At 68.5% G+C, this 18,784-nt stretch carries 18 protein-coding genes; 5 read left to right on the top strand and 13 right to left on the bottom strand.

The genetic code is table 11. The features are described 5' to 3' along the window. Window positions 1-224 precede the first annotated feature (224 nt). Window positions 225-1,022, top strand: coding sequence for a hypothetical protein (locus ACQPYH_RS26545; RefSeq protein WP_432876487.1), 798 nt, complete (start codon window positions 225-227; stop codon window positions 1,020-1,022). 16 nt (window positions 1,023-1,038) lie between these two features. Here ACQPYH_RS26545 and ACQPYH_RS26550 read toward each other — a convergent pair whose 3' ends face one another. From ACQPYH_RS26550 to ACQPYH_RS26590, 9 genes are all read right to left on the bottom strand, one after another. Further along, window positions 1,039-1,800 (bottom strand): YebC/PmpR family DNA-binding transcriptional regulator, encoded by a 762-nt coding sequence (locus ACQPYH_RS26550; RefSeq protein WP_432876489.1) that lies wholly within the window; start codon window positions 1,798-1,800, stop codon window positions 1,039-1,041. A 33-nt stretch (window positions 1,801-1,833) separates the two neighbouring features. Beyond that, window positions 1,834-2,427 carry a pyridoxal 5'-phosphate synthase glutaminase subunit PdxT gene (gene pdxT, locus ACQPYH_RS26555; protein ID WP_432876491.1) on the bottom strand — a complete coding sequence of 198 codons (594 nt, stop codon included), beginning with the start codon at window positions 2,425-2,427 and terminating at the stop codon, window positions 1,834-1,836. Further along, complete coding sequence (locus ACQPYH_RS26560) at window positions 2,424-2,990, bottom strand: DUF6891 domain-containing protein (RefSeq protein ID WP_432876493.1); 567 nt, start codon at window positions 2,988-2,990, stop codon at window positions 2,424-2,426. The genes pdxT and ACQPYH_RS26560 overlap by 4 nt, the downstream gene beginning before the upstream one ends. Before the next feature lie 21 nt (window positions 2,991-3,011). Further along, window positions 3,012-3,905, bottom strand: a complete 894-nt coding sequence (locus tag ACQPYH_RS26565) for a carbohydrate ABC transporter permease (RefSeq protein WP_432876495.1) — start codon at window positions 3,903-3,905, stop codon at window positions 3,012-3,014. Continuing rightward, window positions 3,902-4,897: a carbohydrate ABC transporter permease gene (locus tag ACQPYH_RS26570; protein ID WP_432876497.1), complete on the bottom strand. Its 996-nt coding sequence runs from the start codon at window positions 4,895-4,897 to the stop codon at window positions 3,902-3,904. The genes ACQPYH_RS26565 and ACQPYH_RS26570 overlap by 4 nt, the downstream gene beginning before the upstream one ends. Further along, window positions 4,894-6,306 (bottom strand): N-acetylglucosamine/diacetylchitobiose ABC transporter substrate-binding protein, encoded by a 1,413-nt coding sequence (gene ngcE, locus ACQPYH_RS26575; RefSeq protein ID WP_432876499.1) that lies wholly within the window; start codon window positions 6,304-6,306, stop codon window positions 4,894-4,896. The genes ACQPYH_RS26570 and ngcE overlap by 4 nt, the downstream gene beginning before the upstream one ends. A 403-nt stretch (window positions 6,307-6,709) precedes the next feature. After that, window positions 6,710-9,199 (bottom strand): ATP-dependent helicase HrpB, encoded by a 2,490-nt coding sequence (gene hrpB, locus ACQPYH_RS26580; RefSeq protein ID WP_432876501.1) that lies wholly within the window; start codon window positions 9,197-9,199, stop codon window positions 6,710-6,712. Between the two features lie 32 nt (window positions 9,200-9,231). Continuing rightward, window positions 9,232-10,080, bottom strand: a complete 849-nt coding sequence (gene pdxS / locus ACQPYH_RS26585) for a pyridoxal 5'-phosphate synthase lyase subunit PdxS (protein WP_242000954.1) — start codon at window positions 10,078-10,080, stop codon at window positions 9,232-9,234. 117 nt (window positions 10,081-10,197) lie between these two features. Further along, window positions 10,198-11,553, bottom strand: a complete 1,356-nt coding sequence (locus ACQPYH_RS26590) for a PLP-dependent aminotransferase family protein (protein WP_432876503.1) — start codon at window positions 11,551-11,553, stop codon at window positions 10,198-10,200. Window positions 11,554-11,678: 125 nt separating this feature from the next. Here ACQPYH_RS26590 and ACQPYH_RS26595 point away from each other — a divergent pair, with 125 nt between their 5' ends. Further along, complete coding sequence (locus ACQPYH_RS26595) at window positions 11,679-13,334, top strand: bifunctional 3'-5' exonuclease/DNA polymerase (RefSeq protein WP_432876505.1); 1,656 nt, start codon at window positions 11,679-11,681, stop codon at window positions 13,332-13,334. Window positions 13,335-13,399: 65 nt separating this feature from the next. Beyond that, window positions 13,400-13,570, top strand: coding sequence for a hypothetical protein (locus tag ACQPYH_RS26600; RefSeq protein ID WP_432876507.1), 171 nt, complete (start codon window positions 13,400-13,402; stop codon window positions 13,568-13,570). Here the strand turns inward: ACQPYH_RS26600 and ACQPYH_RS26605 are convergent, their stop codons facing one another. Together ACQPYH_RS26605 and ACQPYH_RS26610 are read right to left on the bottom strand one after the other, a co-directional pair. After that, entirely contained in the window at window positions 13,571-14,521 is a 951-nt protein-coding gene (locus ACQPYH_RS26605) for an RNA polymerase subunit sigma-70 (RefSeq protein ID WP_432876509.1), read from the bottom strand. It abuts the gene before it with no gap. Further along, window positions 14,518-15,018 (bottom strand): hypothetical protein, encoded by a 501-nt coding sequence (locus tag ACQPYH_RS26610; RefSeq protein ID WP_432876511.1) that lies wholly within the window; start codon window positions 15,016-15,018, stop codon window positions 14,518-14,520. The genes ACQPYH_RS26605 and ACQPYH_RS26610 overlap by 4 nt, the downstream gene beginning before the upstream one ends. Window positions 15,019-15,098: 80 nt before the next feature. Between ACQPYH_RS26610 and ACQPYH_RS26615 the strand changes: the two genes are divergently transcribed. After that, the gene (locus ACQPYH_RS26615; RefSeq protein WP_432876513.1) at window positions 15,099-15,875 is read left to right on the top strand and encodes an S-methyl-5'-thioadenosine phosphorylase; all 777 of its coding nucleotides are present in this window, start codon (window positions 15,099-15,101) and stop codon (window positions 15,873-15,875) included. Next, window positions 15,872-16,909: an NAD-dependent epimerase/dehydratase family protein gene (locus ACQPYH_RS26620; RefSeq protein ID WP_432876515.1), complete on the top strand. Its 1,038-nt coding sequence runs from the start codon at window positions 15,872-15,874 to the stop codon at window positions 16,907-16,909. Before ACQPYH_RS26615 ends, ACQPYH_RS26620 begins: the two co-directional genes overlap by 4 nt. On the opposite strand, the gene ACQPYH_RS26625 is transcribed toward ACQPYH_RS26620, so the two are convergent. Beyond that, complete coding sequence (locus ACQPYH_RS26625; protein WP_432876517.1) at window positions 16,883-18,043, bottom strand: sensor histidine kinase; 1,161 nt, start codon at window positions 18,041-18,043, stop codon at window positions 16,883-16,885. The genes ACQPYH_RS26620 and ACQPYH_RS26625 overlap by 27 nt on opposite strands. Further along, a complete protein-coding gene (locus ACQPYH_RS26630) occupies window positions 18,040-18,738 on the bottom strand; it encodes a response regulator transcription factor (RefSeq protein WP_130449781.1) in 699 nt (232 codons plus the stop codon). The genes ACQPYH_RS26625 and ACQPYH_RS26630 overlap by 4 nt, the downstream gene beginning before the upstream one ends. Window positions 18,739-18,784 lie beyond the last annotated feature (46 nt).

Below are 18,784 nucleotides of genomic sequence, written 5' to 3' on the forward strand. Positions count from 1 at the left end.
TCGACCGAGCAGACCTGGCGACTTGGTGACGTGTTGCTGCCTTCCCGGGTGACTGGCGTGGGCTCGCGCCGGAAACGCCCGCGGGCGACCACAGCCAGCACGCCGCCGAAGGCGGCCAACAGAACAGCCGCCGCGAAGCGGTGTCCTTTGCAGGCGAACTAGCAACTTTTCTGGTCTGGTGTGCATCTGTCTGGTGTCTGTGTCGTCGTTGGGGGGAGAGCGGGATGCTGGGGAATCGGTCGGCTGTGGGGGCCATCGCGCTGATGGCGTTCGTCGCGGGATGCGGTGGGCCCAAGGCTGCGAGTGATGACTCGCTGGAGAGCACACCGACGCCTGCGCCGGCAGCCGCTCCAACAATCACACCGTCAGCAGTGCTGGAAAAGCCGACCATCCCCGTTCCCTCGACGCCGCCGGCGAGCAGTATTGCCGGCCTCTCGGCGGCCACGATCCTCACCAAGACGCAGGCCGCCGCGAAGGCTGCGACCAGCGTCCGGATGAAGGGTGCCGTGTCCGACGGCAAGGAGCGGATGGTCCTCGACGTGCGGGTCACCAAGAACGGTGGCCAGGGGTCGATCACCACGAGCGACGGCGGCATGTCGGTGATGGTGATCGGCAAGACGGCGTACCTGAAGATGAGCAACAAGTTCTGGCAGTCGCAGACCAAGTCCAAGGCCGAGGCGGCCGCCATCGTCGGGCTGATCGACGGCCGGTGGATCCGGACGACGATGAGCGACAAGGACCTCGGCAACTTCGCGCTGTTCGCCAGCAAGGCCGAGTTCTTCGACACGCTGTTCGAGCCCAGCGGCTCGCTCAAGAAGACCGCATCCAAGACCGTCGACGGCGTCCCGTCGGTCGGCCTCGGGGACGGTGACGGCACGCTCTGGGTCGACACCGCCACCGCGCGCCCGGTCCGGCTCGAGTCCGGCGCCGACGCGCTGAGCTTCAGCGAGTACAACAAGGTCACAACGCCGAAGGCCCCTCCGGCGAATCAGGTGATCGACGGAAAGGCCCTCGGAATGTGAACTCTGCCGACGACGGTCAGCCGACCTCGGCCATGATCTCGTCCGACACGTCGAAGTTCGCGTAGACGTTCTGTACGTCGTCGCTGTCCTCGAGGGCGTCGATCAGGCGGAAGATCTTGCCGGCGCCGTCGGCGTCGAGCTCGACCGTCATCGACGGGACGAACTGGACGTCGGCGGAGTCGTAGTCGATCCCCGCGTCCTGCAGCGCCGTCCGGGCCGCGACCAGGTCGGTGGCCTCGGTGACGACCTCCCAGGACTCGCCGAGGTCGTTGACCTCGTCGGCGCCGGCATCGAGCACGGCCTCCATCACGTCGTCCTCGGACAGCGACTTCCCGTCCTGCTCCTTGGCGACGACGATGACGCCCTTGCGGTTGAACAGGTACGCGACCGAGTTCGGGTCGGCGAGCGAGCCGCCGTTGCGCGTCATCGCCGTCCGGACGTCCGCGGCGGCCCGGTTCCGGTTGTCGGTCAGACACTCGACCAGCATCGCCACGCCGTTCGGGCCGTAGCCCTCGTACATGATCGTCTGGTACTCCGCGCCGCCCGCTTCCGCACCGGATCCGCGCTTGACGGCGCGGTCGATGTTGTCGTTCGGGACCGAGGTCTTCTTCGCCTTCTGGATGGCGTCGTACAGGGTCGGGTTCCCGCCGGGGTCACCGCCGCCCATCCGGGCGGCCACCTCGATGTTCTTGATCAGCTTCGCGAAGAGCTTGCCGCGCCTCGCGTCGATGACGGCCTTCTTGTGCTTCGTGGTGGCCCACTTGGAGTGGCCTGACATGGCGAAACCAACCCTTCTACCTACAACAACGACTCAGTGGGCCCGGACCAGCTCGGCGAAGTAGCCGTGCAGCCGCGCGTCCCCGGTCATCTCCGGATGGAACGACGTGGCGAGCAGCCGGCCGTGGCGGACCGCGACGATCCTACCTGTGGCAGGGCCCGACCTCACCGTCGAGAGTACCTCTACGTCCGGTCCGACCCGCTCCACCCACGGTGCCCGGATGAACACGGCGTGGTACGGCGCGTCAAAAGCGGCAAACTCGAGATCAGCCTCGAACGAGTCGACCTGCCGGCCGAACGCGTTCCGGCGTACCGTCACATCGAGCCCGCCGAGCGTCTCCTGGTCGGCAGTCCCGCCGGTGATCTGGTCGGCCAGCATGATCATCCCGGCGCAGGTGCCGAACACCGGCATCCCATCCGCGATCCGCTTCTGCAACGGCTCGAACAGCTCGAACGTCCGCGCCAGCTTGTACATAGTGGTCGACTCGCCGCCGGGCAGCACCAGCGCGTCGACCTGCTCCAACTCGGACGGACGCCGTACCGGCCGCGCCTCGACACCGACCTCGGTCAGCATCGCCAGGTGCTCGCGGACATTGCCCTGCAGGGCGAACACGCCGATCACCGTCATAGCGTCACCCTCCGTTGCCAGTTGAGAGTGACCTCGATCCGGCCCTCGTCGAAGACCGCGGGCAGGTCGTTGCGGTGCAGCAGCTCGAGTACGTCCTCCAGCAGCGGCTCGCCGGGCGCCACGTTGGCGGTGTCGGGGTGCCAGAGCTTCAGCTCCAGCATGCCGAAGTCGACCGCGTGCCAGACGTCGGTGTCGGTGAAGAACACCAGGCCCTGCGGGCCGTCCGCGGCCTCCAGCACCTCCCGGGCTTCGTGGTGGTCCGACGTGTACCGGACCACCACCACGCCCAGCGCTCCGAGCTCCGCGAGTACGCCGTCCAGCCTGTCCGGGTCGGTGCTCTCCGGCCAGGTCGCGGCGTCGGCGTTGAGGTCCATCACCGCCTCACCGATCAGCAGCGGGACCAAGTCGGCCGGATCCATCGACGGTGCGTCCTCGCGGACCGCCTCCGTCAGGGCAGCCGTGATGGCGGCGTGGTCGGCGTACCCGGACCGCACCAGGACGCGGGCGAGGCCACGCAGCTCCCGGGCGGTCCGTTCGTCCACCGACTGCAAGTTGCTTGTCACTGCTCAAGGGTAGTTCAGGCGCTACTTCACGCCTCCGGCAGTGACCGAGACCTGCAGCTGACGCTGGAAGATGATGTAGACGACCAGCACCGGCGCCACTGTGATGACCACGGCCGCGAACAGTGCACCGAAGTCCACCGCGTAACCGGCCTGCGACGCGAATGACGCCATGCCCTGCGAGAGCACGTAGTTCTTCGAGTCGGTATTCAGCGCCACGGGGAGCAGGAACTGGTTCCACAACCCGAGGAAGTTGAAGATGGCGACCGACGCCATCCCCGGCCTCGCCATCGGCAGCATCACCGAGAAGAACGTCCGCCACTCGCCGGCGCCGTCGATCTGGGCCGCCTCGTACACCTCTCCCGGCAGCGCCTTGAAGAAGCTGTGCAGGAAGAAGACGGTGAACGGCAGCGCGAACGCGACGTAGGTGATGATCAGCCCTGGCAGGGTGTTGAGCAGGCCGAAGTTCTTCAGCGTGAAGAACAGCGGCACGATCGCCAGGAAGACCGGGAACGTGAGTCCGGCCAGCATCGAGTAGTAGATCAGCCGGTTACCGGGGAACGTGAACCTGGCCAGTACGTACGCACACATGGCGCCGAGGATCATCACCAGCACCAGTGCGCAGCCAACGACGATCACGGTGTTCGCGAAGTAGCGACCGATGCCGGCCGTCGTCCAGGCGTTGGAGTAGTTCTCGAACCGCAGCTTGTGCGGCAGCGTCAGCGGGTTGCCCAGCACCTCCTGCGTCGACTTGAACGAGGACAGCAGCGTCCACAGCAGCGGGAGGATCACCAGCAGCGACCACAGGATGAGCGCGATGTGGGCGGTCACGGCGACGCCCTTGCCCTCACGGGTCCCGTGGCCGGGTGCGCGGGAATCGGCGACCAGGTCGGCCCGGTCGGCGGTTGTGGTTGTCATCGGCGTACCTTCCGCTCACGTCCGCCGGTCAGGGCGTTCACAACGAAGACCAGGAGCGCGAACAGCATCGTCACCGCGGCCAGGACCACGCCCATCGCGGTCGAGTACCCGAACTGCCCCTTGGTGAAGGCAGTGGTGAACAGTTGCTGGGGCATGACCAGGGTCGAGTTCTGCGGACCGCCGCCGGGGTTCAGCGCCTGCATGTAGACGAAGGCGTCGAGGGCGGCGATACCGAGGTAGATGTAGGCCGTCTGCACGTTGTCCCGGATCAGCGGCACCGTGATGGACAGCGCCGTACGGAACCGGCCGGCGCCGTCGATGCGGGCCGCCTCGAACACCTCGGGGTCGATCCCCCGGATGGCGGCGATGAACAGCACCATGTAGAAGCCGACGAAGCCCCAGATCATCACGAACATCGAAGCCGGCATCGCGGTCCGCGCATCACCGAGCCAGGCGTAGTTCTCGAACTGGTGCAGCCCGATCTTCGACAGTACGGCGTCCAGGATGCCCGAGCCCGGCGTGAACACCTGGGCCCAGATCAGGCCGATCACGATCGCGGGGATCACGTACGGGAAGAACGAGACGATCCGGTAGTAGCCGGAGTTGCGCAGTCCGCGCACGGTCCCGGTGCCCGAGCCGCCGATCGTCACCAGCGTGGCCAACGTCAGCGCCAGCACGATCGTCACGATCGGCACGACGATCGCGAGCTCGATGTTGTTGCGGACGGCCTTCAGGAAGATGTCGTCGTGGAACAGCTTGACGTAGTTGTCGAAGCCGATGAAGTTCTGCCCGGCGCTGAAACCGGACCAGTCGGTCAGCGAGTAGTACAGCGCCTGCACGAACGGCGAGACCACGAAGACCACGAACACCGCCAGCGGCAGGCCGAGGAACACGACCATGAAGCTGACGCGGTCGAAAGTCAGCGGCCGGCGGCGCCGGGTGGCGGACCGCTTGGGTCCGCCTCCCGGCACAGCCTCTTGCGTCGTGGTCACTTGGTGACCGGGATCTTCTTGACGGAGCTGTCGTTGCGCACCTTGTCGGTGATCTGCTGCAGGCCCTTGGTCAGGCCTGCCGCGTCCAGCTGGCCGGACAGGAACGAGTTCCAGACCACCAGCTGGTCGGTGTTCATGCCGTACAGGCCGAACACCTGGTAGTCGAAGACGTTCGTGCCGGCGGCGTCCAGCATCGCGGTCTGCGACTGCAGCGCGGTCGAACCGAAACCGTCGGCGGGCACCAGGCCCTTGACGATCGTCGGCGCGAGCCGGGTCTTGGCGAAGTTGGTCGCCGCGTCCTTGGACAGCATGGCCCGCAGCAGCTCCTTGCCGCCGGCAACGTTCTTGCCCTTGGACGGGACGATGAACGGCTCACCGGCCGCGGAGCGCAGCGACTCGTACGGGAGCTTCGGGCTCTCGGTCAGGGTCGGCTCCGGGACGCCCTTCATGTCGAAGCCCGACTTGGTGGCCTTCTTCATCTCGTTCTCGATCCACGAGCCCGAGGGGTAGAGGACGGCCTGCTGGTCGTTGCTCCACTTCGCCTGCGCCGCGGTGAACTGGGTACCGGCGCCGCCGGGCACGAAGTACCCGTTCTTGACCATGGTCTCCATGGCCTTGAAGATGCCCTGGAACTGCGGCATCGACCAGCAGTTCTCCTTCAGGTTCTCCAGCGCCAGCCGGACCTCGTCGCCACCCTCCTTGATGGCGCCGTCGACGGCCATCGTGTGGTAGTAGGTGGCGGCTTCCTTGCCCCAGACGAACAGGTACTTGCCCTTGGCCTTGGCCTTGGCGCCGAGGTCGAGCAGCCCGTCGTACGTCTTCGGCGGCTCCCAGCCGTTCGCCTTGAACAGGCTGTCGGAGTACCAGATGCCGTAGAGCGTCAGCACGTAGTTCATCGCGACGAACTTGCCGTCGAAGGTACCGGGGTTCTTGGCGCCCGGGTACAGGGTGTCGGCGATCTTCGTGCCCTCGTAGTTGTTGGCCTCGAAGACGTCGTCGAGCGTCGACAGCTGGTCCAGGATCGTGTTGAAGCCGATCTGGTTCGCGCCGGAGTTGTCGATCAGGTCCGGCGGGTTGCCGCCGACGAAGCGCGGCTGCAGCTGCTGGGCGATCTGGGTGGACGGGGAGACCTTGAACGTCGAGCCCGCCTGCTTCTTCTGCGCGATGTCGGCCGCGAACTGCACGTAGTCGTAGCCGTACCCGCCGTTGAAGATCACCGCGTCGACGCTGGACTTGTCCGCCATACCGAACGGGTTGTCCGTGCTCTTGGCCCCGCCCTGCTGGGAGCTGTTGTTGTCGCTGCCACTGCCCGCGCAACTGGCGAGCACGCCACTGAGGGGAAGCACCGCGGCCGCCGCCAGGCTCCCCCGCAGGAGACTCCGTCGTCCGATCTTGCTGGTCTCGCTCATTTGGTCCTGCCTCTTCTCGCTAGATTCCCGACGGTGCTGATCACACCTGCCCCTTGTGGTGAACATCCCCCCGGCCCGTAGCCGGCCAGCGCTCGTCGCTGCTCGCTGCCCACGGTCCAGCCGCACGATAATGGCGGCAGGGCGCACTCCGACGCACTACCGCCCGAAGTGATTACGCATTGTCTTTGCCAAAGTCGTTCGGCGTCAAGCCTCCCGACGGCGAGTCCCAGACCCGGCAAACGACGGCCGGCCACCCCAGAACCCCTTGTGCAGCACACGTCCCCACGCTTGCCGTCCTTCACCGGGACCGCGACCGACGCGCCGGATCCGATCCCATTTCGTGACCTCGGAACTTGTCCTTACATTGTGTGCCGCGGGCAACTGAACCACCCGGTTATCCGGTTCACCGGCGAGGTTTCGCGCGCTTGGTGGGGATGGCCGTGAGGGGATCTTCCGGCCACGGATGGCGGGGGTAGCGGGCGCGCAAGTCGGCTCGGACCTGGGGATATCCCTGTTTCCAGAACGATGCGAGATCGCTCGTGATCGCGACCGGGCGCCGTGCGGGCGACAGCAGATGCAGGACGACCGGGACCCGACCGTCCGCGACGGCCGGGGTGGCAGTCCAGCCGAACACCTCCTGCAGCTTTACCGCGAGGACCGGCGGCTCCGCCCCGTCGTACGTGAGTCGCACCTCGGAGCCCGACGGGACCTGGAGCCGCTCCGGCGCGAGTTCGCCGAACCGGGTTGCCGCTGGCCATGGCAGCAGTCGCCGGAGCGCCGAGGCCACGTCGATGTGGGCAAGATCGCGCGAACCGCGCACCGAGGCGAGCTCGGAACCGAGCCACTCGTCGAGGTCGGCAAGCAGCGCCGCGTCGTCGACCGCAGGCCACGGAGCGCCGAGGTGAGCGTGGCAGAACGCGAGCCGCTCCCGCAGGGCGAGTGCGGGCTCCGACCAGCGCAGTACGGACAGACCGCTGCGCCGGATGCCGTCGCGCACGGCCGCTTGGACGAGCAGTGGGTCGGGCTTCGTCAGCGGTACGTCGTTGAGCACGATCGCACCGAATGCCTCGACGCGTCGCGTCACGATCCGGCCGTCGTCCCAGTGGATCTGGTCGGTCGTCGAGACGAGGTCGCCGGCGATGTCCCGCGCGGTCTGCTCGTCGATCGGCGCCGCGGAGCGAATCCTGGCGTCGGCGCGACCGGGTGCCCGGTCGGCAACCGCGATCGCCAGCCAGGGAGTGGTCCGCAACGGCGATTGCGGATCCAGCGCAGCACCCGTACCACCGGACATCTGGTACGTCGCGGAGTCGGCCCTCCGGAGTCTCGCAATCCGATCCGGATAGGCCAGTCCCACCACGATCCCGACAGCAAGATCATCGCGTACTGCTGGCGTCGCCTGACCAGGCTCGTCCCGGCCGAGGCGCTTCGTTTCTTCTCGCCAGCGGGCCGTGGCGCCGCGGTCCTGGCCGCGGCGGAGGGCTCGCCAGCGGGCCGGCAGATCATCGCCGAAGTCGCGGCCGGAGTCGTCGGAGAGCATCGCGACGACCTCGCGGGCCCGGTCGGCGCCGACCCGCGGCGTACCATCGAGCAGCGCGCGAGCCAGCCGGGGATGCGCCCCGATCGCCTCCATCCGCCGTCCCCGCGCGGTGATCCGGCCGCCGTCGTCAACGGCATCGAGGCGGCGCAGCAATTCGGTCGCGGCGGTCATCGCCGGCGCGGGCGGTGCATCGAGCAAGGTCAGACCATCGCCGGCCGGCGCACCCCAGACCGCGAGGTCGAGGGCGAACGAGGCCAGATCGGCGATCGCGATCTCCGGCGCCGGATGGTCGTCGAGATGCGTGTGGTCGGTGGCAGACCAGCACCGATAGACCCGGCCGGGCGCCTCCCGCCCGGCGCGACCCGCTCGCTGGTCGGCCGACGATTTCGAAACCCGGCAGGTGACCAACGCACCGAGGCCACGGGACTGATCGGTCCGCGGCTCGCGGGCAAGACCCGAGTCGACCACGACCCTGACGCCGGGCACCGTCAGCGAACTCTCCGCGACCGACGTCGTGACCACGATCCGTCGAGTGTCCGCCGCCGCCAACGCACGATCCTGTTCAGCTCTCGACTGGCGACCGAACAACGGCAGGACATTCAACCCGGCCAACCGGCGGGTCACCCCGTTGATCTCGGCCTCCCCCGGGACGAACACGAGGATGTCGCCGTCGTTCTCGGTCAGCGCACGCCGTACGACGTCCGCGACGTGATCCAGCAACCGCGGGTCGACCCGCCCACCGGGAAGCAGCGGTACGGCGACCGGCGGCGGGACCCACTCGACCGCCACGTCGTACAGCGCAGCGGACGCGGTGACGACCGGCGCCTGGCCCAATGCACGACTCAGCCGGATCGTGTCCGGCGTGGCCGAGGTCGCGACGATCGCCAGGTCCTCCCGGAGATTCGCCCGGATGTCGACGCAGAACGCGAGCAGCAGATCGCCATCGAGGTGCCGCTCGTGGCACTCGTCGATCACGATCGCAGCAACCCCAGGCAGCTCCGGGTTCTGCTGCAGACGCCGTACCAGGAGCCCTGTCGTCACGACCTCGACCCGGAGCCCCTTGCCGCCGCTGCGTTCACCACGCATCGCGTAGCCGACCCGCTGCCCGAGCGGTTCGCCGACCAGCATCGCCAGCCGGGTCGCAGCCGCGCGGGTCGCCATCCTGCGCGGCTCGGCGACGATGATCGTGCCCTCGAGCGCATCAGCCAGCGCAAGCGGCAACAGCGAGGTCTTCCCCGATCCCGGCGGCGCGACCAGCACCGCCGTACCGCGCGAACGCACTGCATCCACCACAGCGGGCAGAACCGCCCGCACCGGCAGATCCGCTCCGGGCACGGACGGTTCAGGCAACAACACACCCCGACGCTAACCGACCGGGGTGATCACTCTTACCAGCCGCGCTCGGCGAGGCGGTGCGGCTGGGGGATCTCGTCGACGTTGATGCCGACCATGGCCTCGCCGAGGCCGCGGGAGACCTTGGCGATGACGTCGGGGTCGTCGTGGAACGTGGTGGCCTTGACGATCGCCTCGGCGCGCTGGGCCGGGTTGCCGGACTTGAAGATGCCGGAGCCGACGAACACGCCCTCGGCGCCGAGCTGCATCATCATCGCGGCGTCGGCCGGGGTGGCGATACCGCCGGCGGTGAACAGCACGACGGGGAGCTTGCCGAGCGCGGCGACCTCCTTGACCAGCTCGTACGGCGCCTGCAGCTCCTTTGCCGCGACGTACAGCTCGTCCTCGGGGAGGTTCTGCAGCTTGCGGATCTCCTGGCGGATCTGGCGCATGTGCGTGGTCGCGTTGGACACGTCACCGGTGCCGGCCTCGCCCTTGGAGCGGATCATCGCCGCGCCCTCGGTGATCCGGCGCAGCGCCTCGCCCAGGTTGGTCGCGCCACATACGAAGGGAACGGTGAAGTTCCACTTGTCGATGTGGTTCGCGTAGTCGGCCGGGGTCAGCACCTCGGACTCGTCGATGTAGTCCACGCCGAGGCTCTGCAGCACCTGCGCCTCGACGAAGTGACCGATCCGGGCCTTGGCCATCACCGGGATCGAGACCGCGCCGATGATCGAGTCGATCATGTCCGGGTCGCTCATCCGGGACACGCCGCCCTGCGCACGGATGTCGGCCGGGACCCGCTCGAGCGCCATCACCGCGACCGCACCGGCGTCCTCGGCGATCTTGGCCTGCTCGGCGGTGACGACGTCCATGATCACGCCGCCCTTGAGCATCTCTGCCATACCGCGCTTCACCTTGGCGGTACCGGTCTGGTTCTCCTGGGTCACAGCTTCCTCCTGGTCGTGGGGCTCCACTCCAGATTAGGAGGCGTCGGGCGTCTATCCTCAGTCCACCTTGGATCAAGTGGACTGAGTCAGCGCATCGCCGAGCCGAGCAACGACCAGCCTCAGCGTCGCCGGCGGAGCCGTGAACGGGATCCGGATGTGGCGCCGGTCGGTGCCGTCCGGCGTGAACAGGTCGCCTGAGCCGAGCAGGAGGTTCTGTTCGCGTGCTGCGTCCAGCACTCTGCGAGCTCTGGTCTCGGTCAGCTCCAGCCACAGCGTCATACCGCCGGTCGGCGTGGGCCAGGCCACACCGTCCAGCGCCTTCAGTCCAGTTTCCAGTGCGGCCAGGTTGGCGCGGAGACGGGTACGGCGGCGGCCGATCACCTTGTCGAGCTTCGGGACGATCGCCCGGGCCAGGAGGTCGTCGAGCGCACTCGGCGAGGCCACGCTGAGCTGTGCGGCCGTGTTGATGCGCCGTCGCAACTGCTTCCCGGTCCGGACCCACCCGACCCGCAGTCCACCCCACACCGTCTTCGAGAGCGACCCCACACTCACAGTCCGGGGATAGCGGCTCAGTGGCTCGGCCTGCTGCCCAGTGGCCAGCCACAGCGGCCGCATGGTCTCGTCACTGATCAGCGCAGCGCCGTACCGGCGTGCTATCTCCACGACAGCCTGGCGACGGTCGGCCGGGAGGCTCAGCCCGGTCGGGTTGTGGTTGTCGGCCTGCAGGTAGATGACCTTCGGACGGTGGCGCCGGCAGAGGTGGGCGAGCTGATCGGTGTCCCAGACGCCAGCAGGCCAGCCAGCTACATCCAGGCGGTGCTTCCGGAGCAGATCGAAGGCAGCCGGGTACGTCGGGCTCTCGGTGATCGCCACGCCCGGCCCCAGGTCCAGTCCGGCCAATGCGGCGTTCAGTCCGGCCGCTGCGCCCACCGTGAGCGTGAGCTGCTCCGGCTCTGTCGGCACACCCTCGATGGTCAGCCGCTCCGCCAGCGCTGCTCTGAGCTCAATCGATCCACCTGGCGGCGGCCCATCGCCACCCATCGCCTGCGGTAAGCCGTCCTCGACGATCTGGGCGGCCGCCTCGGCTACGTCATGGGGCGCGGCGGTGGTCGCGAACCGCAGATCCAGTACGGGCTGGTCCCCCGCCGTCACCGTCGACGCCGGCGCCACCGGGTCCAGCAACCGGTCCAGCGGCCGCACCACGGTCCCGGACCCACGCTTGGTCTCCAGTACGCCGTCCCGCCGCAGGTTCTCCAATGCGCGTACGACGGTCACGCGGCTCACCCCGAGCCGCTCCGCGAGCACCCGCTCCGAGGGCAGTCGCGAGCCGATGGACAGGTCGCCGCGCTCGATCCGCCGCAGTACCAGGCCCTCGACCTGCTCAGTCTTCGTCCCGTCGGCCGTTTCCAGATCCCCCGTCCGCCACATAAGTCCACTATCCCATCACTGGCCTCATCGCTCTTTGAGCACCCATCAACCATTCCCAGCCGCTCGAGATGGTCGGTGGGTGCTCAAAGTCCGCGAATGTCGGCGCGGGGTGTGAGGATTCGGGTATGGACGAACGGTGGGCGATCGCGCCTGAGGACGGTGGCGGGGCGACGCTTGTCGCGCTGCATCCGGACGGGCAGCCCGCCGGCGAGATCCGGCACGAGCCCGACCTGGTGGCGGCCGTTGCGTCGCGGCCGCAGGTCACTCGCTGGGTGTGGCGATCGTCGGCCGAGATCTATCGACGCCTGCTCGCCGCCGGGGTCCGGGTCGAGCGGTGCTACGACGTCGAGAACTCCGAAGGCCTACTGCTCGGCCACGAGGGCCGCCTCGGCGAGCCACGATCCGCGGCCGCGGCCTGGGCGCGGCTGAGCGGCGCGCCTGTCCCACCGGATCCGCCGATGCGCGCGGTCGTGCCGGGTGAGCAGTCGTCGCTGTTCGAGATCCCTGCCGAGCCGCTCGCGTTCCAGGCCTTGCTCAGGGTGTACGCCGACCAGCTCCGGCGGCACGACCTCGCGGAGCACCCGGACCGGATGCGGTTGCTCACGGCATCGGAATCGTCCGCGATGCTGATCGCCGCCGAGATGGATCGCGCCGGTCTCCCGTGGAGTGCACAGGCACACCGCGACGTCCTGAGCGAGCTGCTCGGCGAACGCTTCGGCGGGACGGGCGAGCCACGCCGGCTGACCGAGCTCACGGACGACATCTCGGCCGCGTTCGGCCATCGGGTCCGGCCCGAACTGCCGGCCGACGTACTGAAGGCGTTCAAGCAGGCCGGGCACCAACTGAAGTCGACCCGGCGGTGGGAGCTGGAGACGATCGACCATCCGGCCGTGGCGCCACTGGTCGAGTACAAGAAGCTGTACAGGATCTACACCGCCAACGGCTGGTCCTGGTTGAACGACTGGGTCCACGACGGTCGCTTCCGTCCCGGTTTCGTCCCCGGCGGCACGGTCTCCGGTCGCTGGATCACCAACGGGGGCGGCGGTCTGCAGATCCCGAAGGTCATCCGCCGCGCGGTTGTCGCCGACCCCGGCTGGCGTCTCGTCGTCGCCGACGCTTCCCAACTCGAACCGCGCGTCCTCGCCGCCATCTCCCGCGACCGCGCGCTGATGGAGGTCTCCAGCGATTCTGGTGACCTCTACAAAGCCGTGTCGGATCAGGCGTTCTCGGGCGATCGGGGCCAAGCGAAGCTCGCCGTGCTCGGAGCGATCTACGGCCAGACCTCCGGGGACGGCCTGAAGAACCTCGCCATGCTCCGCAAGCGATTCCCCCAAGCCGTGGCGTACGTCGACGACGCGGCCCGCGCCGGCGAAGAGGGCCGCCTGGTCCGCACGTACCTGGGCCGCACCTGCCCGCCCACCGGCCACCCGCTCGACGACGCCCTTCTCGAAGGCCCGCCCGCGGACGTCCCCGCGACCGACCCACGCCACGCCAGGGCGCGCGGTCGCTTCACCCGAAACTTCGTCGTACAAGGCAGTGCGGCCGACTGGGCCCTCCTGCTGCTCGCCGCGCTCCGCCAAGCCCTGACGCCGTTGAAGGCCGAGCTTGTGTTCTTCCAGCACGACGAGGTCATCGTCCACTGCCCTGCCGACGAGGCCGAGCAGGTCGCCGACGCGATCCAGCAGGCCAGCAATCTGGCCGGCACCCTCACCTTCGGCCCCACCCCCACCAAGTTCGCGTTCACCACGGCGACCGTGGAAATCTACGCGGACGCCAAATGAATCAAACGATCTATTGCCCCGCCCGGTCGATAACTTCTCCGCATTCCAACCGATGGGAGAGCGTCATGGCGAAGTTCGGTAAGAAGGTCCCCGAGGGCACGACCAGCGGCCGCAAGGCCGAGAAGGCGACCAAGGCCGGCCATCTCGGCGACGACAACAAGGTGTACGTCAACCGCAAGCCGGTCGCCGACTACTCGAACCGCACCCGCAAGCAGCCCAACGAGAACGGCGTCTGATCACAGCGTCGCAGGTAATCCGTAAAGTTTGTGGTTCGTGGTTTCGAAGGCGGTAATTTCGGCTATCCGGCGGTCCTCGATGCGGAAGATGTCGAGTGCGAACAGCTGAGAGGACGTCATCCGCGGGGGTAAGAGATAGGCCGCGAGGGTGGGTTGGCGGTTGATCGTGGTCGGCAGGAAACGCCACTGACCGCGATACTCCGGCGTGAGGTTCGGAATCAGTGAGCGCACCGCATCCTCGCGGCCTTCGAACCAGAACGGGTACGGCGGCATCGTGATCCGGATGTCTTCGTGCATGAGAGCAGCGAGCGCGTCGGGGTCGGCAGCCTCCCACGCGTCCATGTACTTCCGCAGCAGTTCTCGCTCGTCCGCCGACGCAGCAGGAGCCGACCACTCCGATCGGTGCGGCGGCAGCTGATCGCGCAGAACCGGCCGAGCCCGTTGCAGCGCCGAGTTGACCGCGGCAACCGACAACTCCACTGCCTCCGCCGTCTCACGAGCCGGCCAGCCCAGCACGTCACGGAAGATCAGTACGGCGCGTTGCCGCGCAGGCAGCTGCTGGATCGCGATCAGGAACGCCAACTCGATCGTCTCCCGCCGGATCGCGACGGCCTCCGGCTCCTCCGCACGATCCAGCAGTACGTCGGGAAACGGCTGCAACCACGGCACGTCCTCCCGCGCCGGAAGGGCTGTCGACGGAAACGAGGCCGGCTCGAGCTGGTACGGGAGAACGCGGCGCGGACGCCGTACGTCGATGCACGCGTTGGTCGCGATCCGGTACAGCCACGCCCGCACCGAGGACCGGCCCTCGAAATCATCGAGCCCGCGCCACGCCCGCAGGAACGTCTCCTGCACCAGGTCCTCGGCCTCGTCGTACGACCCGAGCATCCGGTAGCAGTGCACGCGCAGCTCGTGCTGATATCGCTCGACGTCCTCCTCGAAGCTGCTCATTTCCCGTCCTCGAGCTCGATCGTGGTCGGCATCGGCGCGTGACCGGCCAGCCGGAACCAGGTCACCAGCCGCCGCTGCCGCAGGTCCCGCGTCGACACTACGACGTCGTTGTGGAACCGGCGGGCCAACTGCACCCGGCGCATCGCGAGGGTCAGCTCCCCCGCCCACGGCTCGATATCGGTGCCGGTGGCATGGATCGCGCGGGTCAAGGCGGACTCGGCCTGCTCGCGCACCTCCAGTACGTCGAGCGACGCCGCGCGAGCCCGATGCGCCGCGTCGAGCAACAGCAACGCGGACGCGGGATCGAGGATGTCGCTGCCGGCCAACTCCGCGACCAGCGCGGACCGCCGCGCCAACTCGGTCTCCAGCGACGCCCGCGCGAGATCCACCCGGTGGTGCAGCCGGTCGAGCCGCCCGGCCGTCCAGCTCGCGTAAGCGCCGAACAGGAGCAGCAGCGCGCCGACCGCGAGCAGCACCCAGGAGATCTCCACGCGCATATTCGATCATCGATTACGGAGCGCTGACGGTCCGGCCGGATCCGGTAGTCGCCGCCGTTGCCGCCATTAGCGTCGGAGTCATGGCTGATATCGGCGTGATCGGCGGTTCCGGGTTCTACTCGTTCCTGACCGACGCGGAAACCATCGAGCTCGACACCCCGTACGGCGCGCCCAGTGAGCCGCCCGTGGTCGGGGACCTCGACGGCCGTCAGGTCGCGTTCATCCCCCGGCACGGCGCCGACCACCGGTTCCCGCCGCATCGCGTGAACTACCGCGCGAACCTCTGGGCCTTGCGCGAACTCGGCGTCCGGCAGGTCCTCGGCCCGTGCGCAGTCGGCTCGCTGAAACCCGAGCTCACCCCCGGCACGTTCGTCGTCCCGGACCAGTACGTCGACCGCACCTGGGGTCGGGACCACACCGTGTACGACGAAGCGCCGGTCGTGCACACCGCCGCCGCCGACCCGTACTGCCCGGTCGGCCGCGCCACGGTGATTGCCGCCGGCAACGTCGTACCCGATGGCACGATGGTGGTGATCAACGGCCCGCGGTTCTCGACCCGGGCCGAGTCGCAATGGCACGCGGCACAGGGCTGGTCGGTCGTCGGCATGACCGGCGCGCCGGAGGCCGCGATCGCGCGAGAGCTGGCCCTCTGCTACACGTCGATCGCCGTCGTCACCGACCATGACGCGGGCGTCGAGACCGGTGGCGGTGTCACGCAGGCCGAGGTCTTCGAGGCGTTCAAGCACAGCATCGAGCGGCTGCAAGACCTGCTCAAGGACGTGATCAGCCAGCTCCCGAAGCCCGACGCGGACTGCAGCTGCCGGCACGCCCTCGACGGTACGGCGGCGGCCCGATGAGAGTCCTGCTCACCGGCGGCGCCGGCTTCATCGGGCAGCATGTCCACCACCAACTCGTTGCCGAGGGCCACGAGGTAACGATCCTGGACTCGTTCCGCCCGGACGTCCACGCCCAGAAACCCACGCCCCGCCCAGGCCTGATCGTCGGCGACATCCGCGACGCCGACTGCGTCGCCCAGGCCCTCGAAGGCATCGACACGGTCATCCACCTCGCCGCCAAGGTCGGCCTCGGCGTCCACCTCGACGACATCGACGACTACGTCTCCACCAACAGCCTGGGTACGGCGATCCTCCTCAAGGCCCTCGCCCACGCCAAGGTCCGCCACCTCGTCTACGCCAGCTCGATGGTCGTGTACGGCGAAGGCCGCTACGACTGCGACGAGCACGGTCAGGTCGCGCCGGGACCACGCCGTACCGAGGACCTCGACGCCGGCCGCTTCGAGCCACCGTGCCCGTACTGCGGCGCTCAGCTCCACCCCGGTCTCGTCACCGAGGACGCCGTGCTCGATCCCCGAAATGCCTACGCGACGACCAAGCTCAGCGGAGAGCACCTCGCCGCCACCTGGGCCCGTGAGACGGACGGCCGCGTTACCGCGCTCCGCTTCCACAACGTCTACGGCCCTGGCATGCCCCGCAACACGCCGTACGCCGGAGTCGCCGCGATCTTCCGCTCTGTCCTCGAGCGCGGTGAAGCACCGCGGGTCTTCGAGGACGGCCGGCAGCGCCGTGACTTCGTGCAGGTCCGCGACATCGCGACCGCCGTCACCATGTCGGCCGCCGCACTCCCCCACCAGCCGGCGTTCACGGCGTACAACGTCGGCAGCGGGACCGTCCGCACGATCGGCGATCTGGCGACGGAGCTCGCCCACCTCTACGACGGTCCGAGCCCGGTCGTCACCGGCCAGTACCGGCTGGGCGACGTCCGCCACATCACCGCATCATCGGACCGGCTGAAGCACGACCTTGGATGGAAGCCCGCCTACGACCTGGCCGAGGGTCTCAGGGATCTAGTTGTGAGCGGCAACCGGCGGTAGGTCGATCTGGAACGCGCACCCGCCGTCGACGTTGGTGACGCCAATCTTGCCGTCATGCGATTCGACGACACCACGGGCGATCGCGAGACCGAGCCCGCCACCACTCGCATGAGTGGCGTCGCCGGCGGGCTCGGGCGTCCGCTGCTCGTCGCCACGCCAGCCGATGTCGAAGACTCGTTCCAGGTCGTCGGTCGGGATCCCGCCACACGCATCGGTCACGGCCAGGCGCACGCGGCCATCCGTCTCCCGGTCCACCGACACGGTGACCGTGCCACCGGGCGCGGTGTGCCGGATCGCGTTGCCGACCAGGTTCGTCACCGCGCGCGTCAGCTCGTCCGGATCACCTTGGACTGCGAGGCGATCGTCATCCCGAGGGGTCGACAACGCCAGCCGAACGCCCTCCGCCCTCGCGTGCTCGTTGTTCTCCCCCGCGACATCCTCGGCCAGCTCCCGCAGACTGACCGCGGACCGCCGCCGCGGCAACGGAGCCGCCGACAACCGCGACAGCTCGAACAGGTCGTCCACGAGCCCGGTCATCCGATCGACGGTCGACCGCATCTGCCGCAGCGCACCCGGAACGTCGTCGATCACGCCGTCCTCGAGCCCCTCCGACACAGCCCGCAACCCGGCCAGCGGGGTCCGCAGGTCGTGCGACATGAACGCCACCAGCTCCCGCCGGCTCGCCTCCAACGCCCGCTCCCGCTCATGCGACGCGGCCAGCTTCTTCCGCGTCATCTCCAGCTCCTTCGTCAGGTCAGCCAGCTCGGCAGGTACGGCGCCGGCCAGATCCTCAGCCGGCTCGTACGACGTACCGAGCTGCCGCAACCGCCGCCCGACATCCCGCGACCCCGTGCTGATCCAGTGCCCAAGCAGGACCGTCATCGCCAGCCCGAGCAGCGCCGCGAACGCCAACGTCCAGAGCACAACCCACGAGTCGTGCTCGGAGATGAACATCGCCCGCACGCTCTGCAGTACTGCGGCCAGCGCCGCCGCCATCGGCGCGAGACCCGCGACGATCATCGTCACCCGCAACGACCGCCGGCGGAACTGCCACAGAATCGCCGCACCGACGGCCGCGACCACCAGCGTCCACAACGTGGTGAGCGCGAGGATCGTGAACATGTCCTTGTTCATGCTGCGTCGCCCGCAAACAGGTACCCGGTCCGCGGCACGGTCAGCACGAGCTTCGGATCCGACGGATCGGCCTCGATCTTCTCGCGCAACCGCCGTACGTGCACGGTGACGGTCGACGAATCGCCGAAGTCCCAGCCCCACACCCGCCGCAGCAGCTCAGCCTTGGTGTACGCCTTGCCCGCGTGCGAGACGAGATACGCGAGCAGGTCGAACTCGCGGTGGGTCAGCGACAGCTCCTCGTCGTTCAGGTACGCACGTCGTGCCGCGGTGTCGACCATGACCGGCCCGGCGCTCAGCTTGGTCGGCGTCAGGTCGAGCCCGGCCAGCCGCTCCTCGCGCCGAACCATCGCCTGCACGCGCAGCGTCAGCTCGCGCGGGCTGAACGGCTTGACCACATAGTCGTCCGCGCCGACCTCGAGCCCGACCAGCCGGTCCTCCTCCTCGCCACGCGCGGACAGCATGATCACCGCGGCGCCGTCGTCGGCCGCGCGCATCCGGCGGAGTACCTCGAGGCCGGACAATCCGGGCAGCATCACGTCCAGTACGACGACGGACGGTTTCCACTGCTGCCAGACCTCGACCGCCGACACGCCGTCCGCGACCACACGGGCGTCGTACCCCGCCTTGGTCAGGTAAGCGGAGACGACGTTGGACACGGTCGGGTCGTCGTCGACCACGAGAACACGAGTAGCCACGCTCAGAGCGTAGATCGTCCGGTCGGCGCGACGCCGCATCAGTGCC

It is taken from the genome of Kribbella sp. CA-245084 (genome assembly GCF_050942355.1).
Taxonomy (GTDB): Bacteria; Actinomycetota; Actinomycetes; order Propionibacteriales; family Kribbellaceae; genus Kribbella.

Bases quoted from the DNA above. Each gene is read 5' to 3' on its own strand.
- ACQPYH_RS26545 (WP_432876487.1), top strand. From the start codon at position 225: ATGCTGGGGAATCGGTCGGCTGTGGGGGCCATCGCGCTGATGGCGTTC.
- ACQPYH_RS26550 (WP_432876489.1), bottom strand. From the start codon at position 1,800: ATGTCAGGCCACTCCAAGTGGGCCACCACGAAGCACAAGAAGGCCGTC.
- pdxT (WP_432876491.1), bottom strand. From the start codon at position 2,427: ATGACGGTGATCGGCGTGTTCGCCCTGCAGGGCAATGTCCGCGAGCAC.
- ACQPYH_RS26565 (WP_432876495.1), bottom strand. From the start codon at position 3,905: ATGACAACCACAACCGCCGACCGGGCCGACCTGGTCGCCGATTCCCGC.
- ngcE (WP_432876499.1), bottom strand. From the start codon at position 6,306: ATGAGCGAGACCAGCAAGATCGGACGACGGAGTCTCCTGCGGGGGAGC.
- pdxS (WP_242000954.1), bottom strand. From the start codon at position 10,080: ATGGCAGAGATGCTCAAGGGCGGCGTGATCATGGACGTCGTCACCGCC.
- ACQPYH_RS26590 (WP_432876503.1), bottom strand. From the start codon at position 11,553: ATGTGGCGGACGGGGGATCTGGAAACGGCCGACGGGACGAAGACTGAG.
- ACQPYH_RS26595 (WP_432876505.1), top strand. From the start codon at position 11,679: ATGGACGAACGGTGGGCGATCGCGCCTGAGGACGGTGGCGGGGCGACG.
- ACQPYH_RS26600 (WP_432876507.1), top strand. From the start codon at position 13,400: ATGGCGAAGTTCGGTAAGAAGGTCCCCGAGGGCACGACCAGCGGCCGC.
- ACQPYH_RS26605 (WP_432876509.1), bottom strand. From the start codon at position 14,521: ATGAGCAGCTTCGAGGAGGACGTCGAGCGATATCAGCACGAGCTGCGC.
- ACQPYH_RS26610 (WP_432876511.1), bottom strand. From the start codon at position 15,018: ATGCGCGTGGAGATCTCCTGGGTGCTGCTCGCGGTCGGCGCGCTGCTG.
- ACQPYH_RS26615 (WP_432876513.1), top strand. From the start codon at position 15,099: ATGGCTGATATCGGCGTGATCGGCGGTTCCGGGTTCTACTCGTTCCTG.
- ACQPYH_RS26620 (WP_432876515.1), top strand. From the start codon at position 15,872: ATGAGAGTCCTGCTCACCGGCGGCGCCGGCTTCATCGGGCAGCATGTC.
- ACQPYH_RS26625 (WP_432876517.1), bottom strand. From the start codon at position 18,043: ATGAACAAGGACATGTTCACGATCCTCGCGCTCACCACGTTGTGGACG.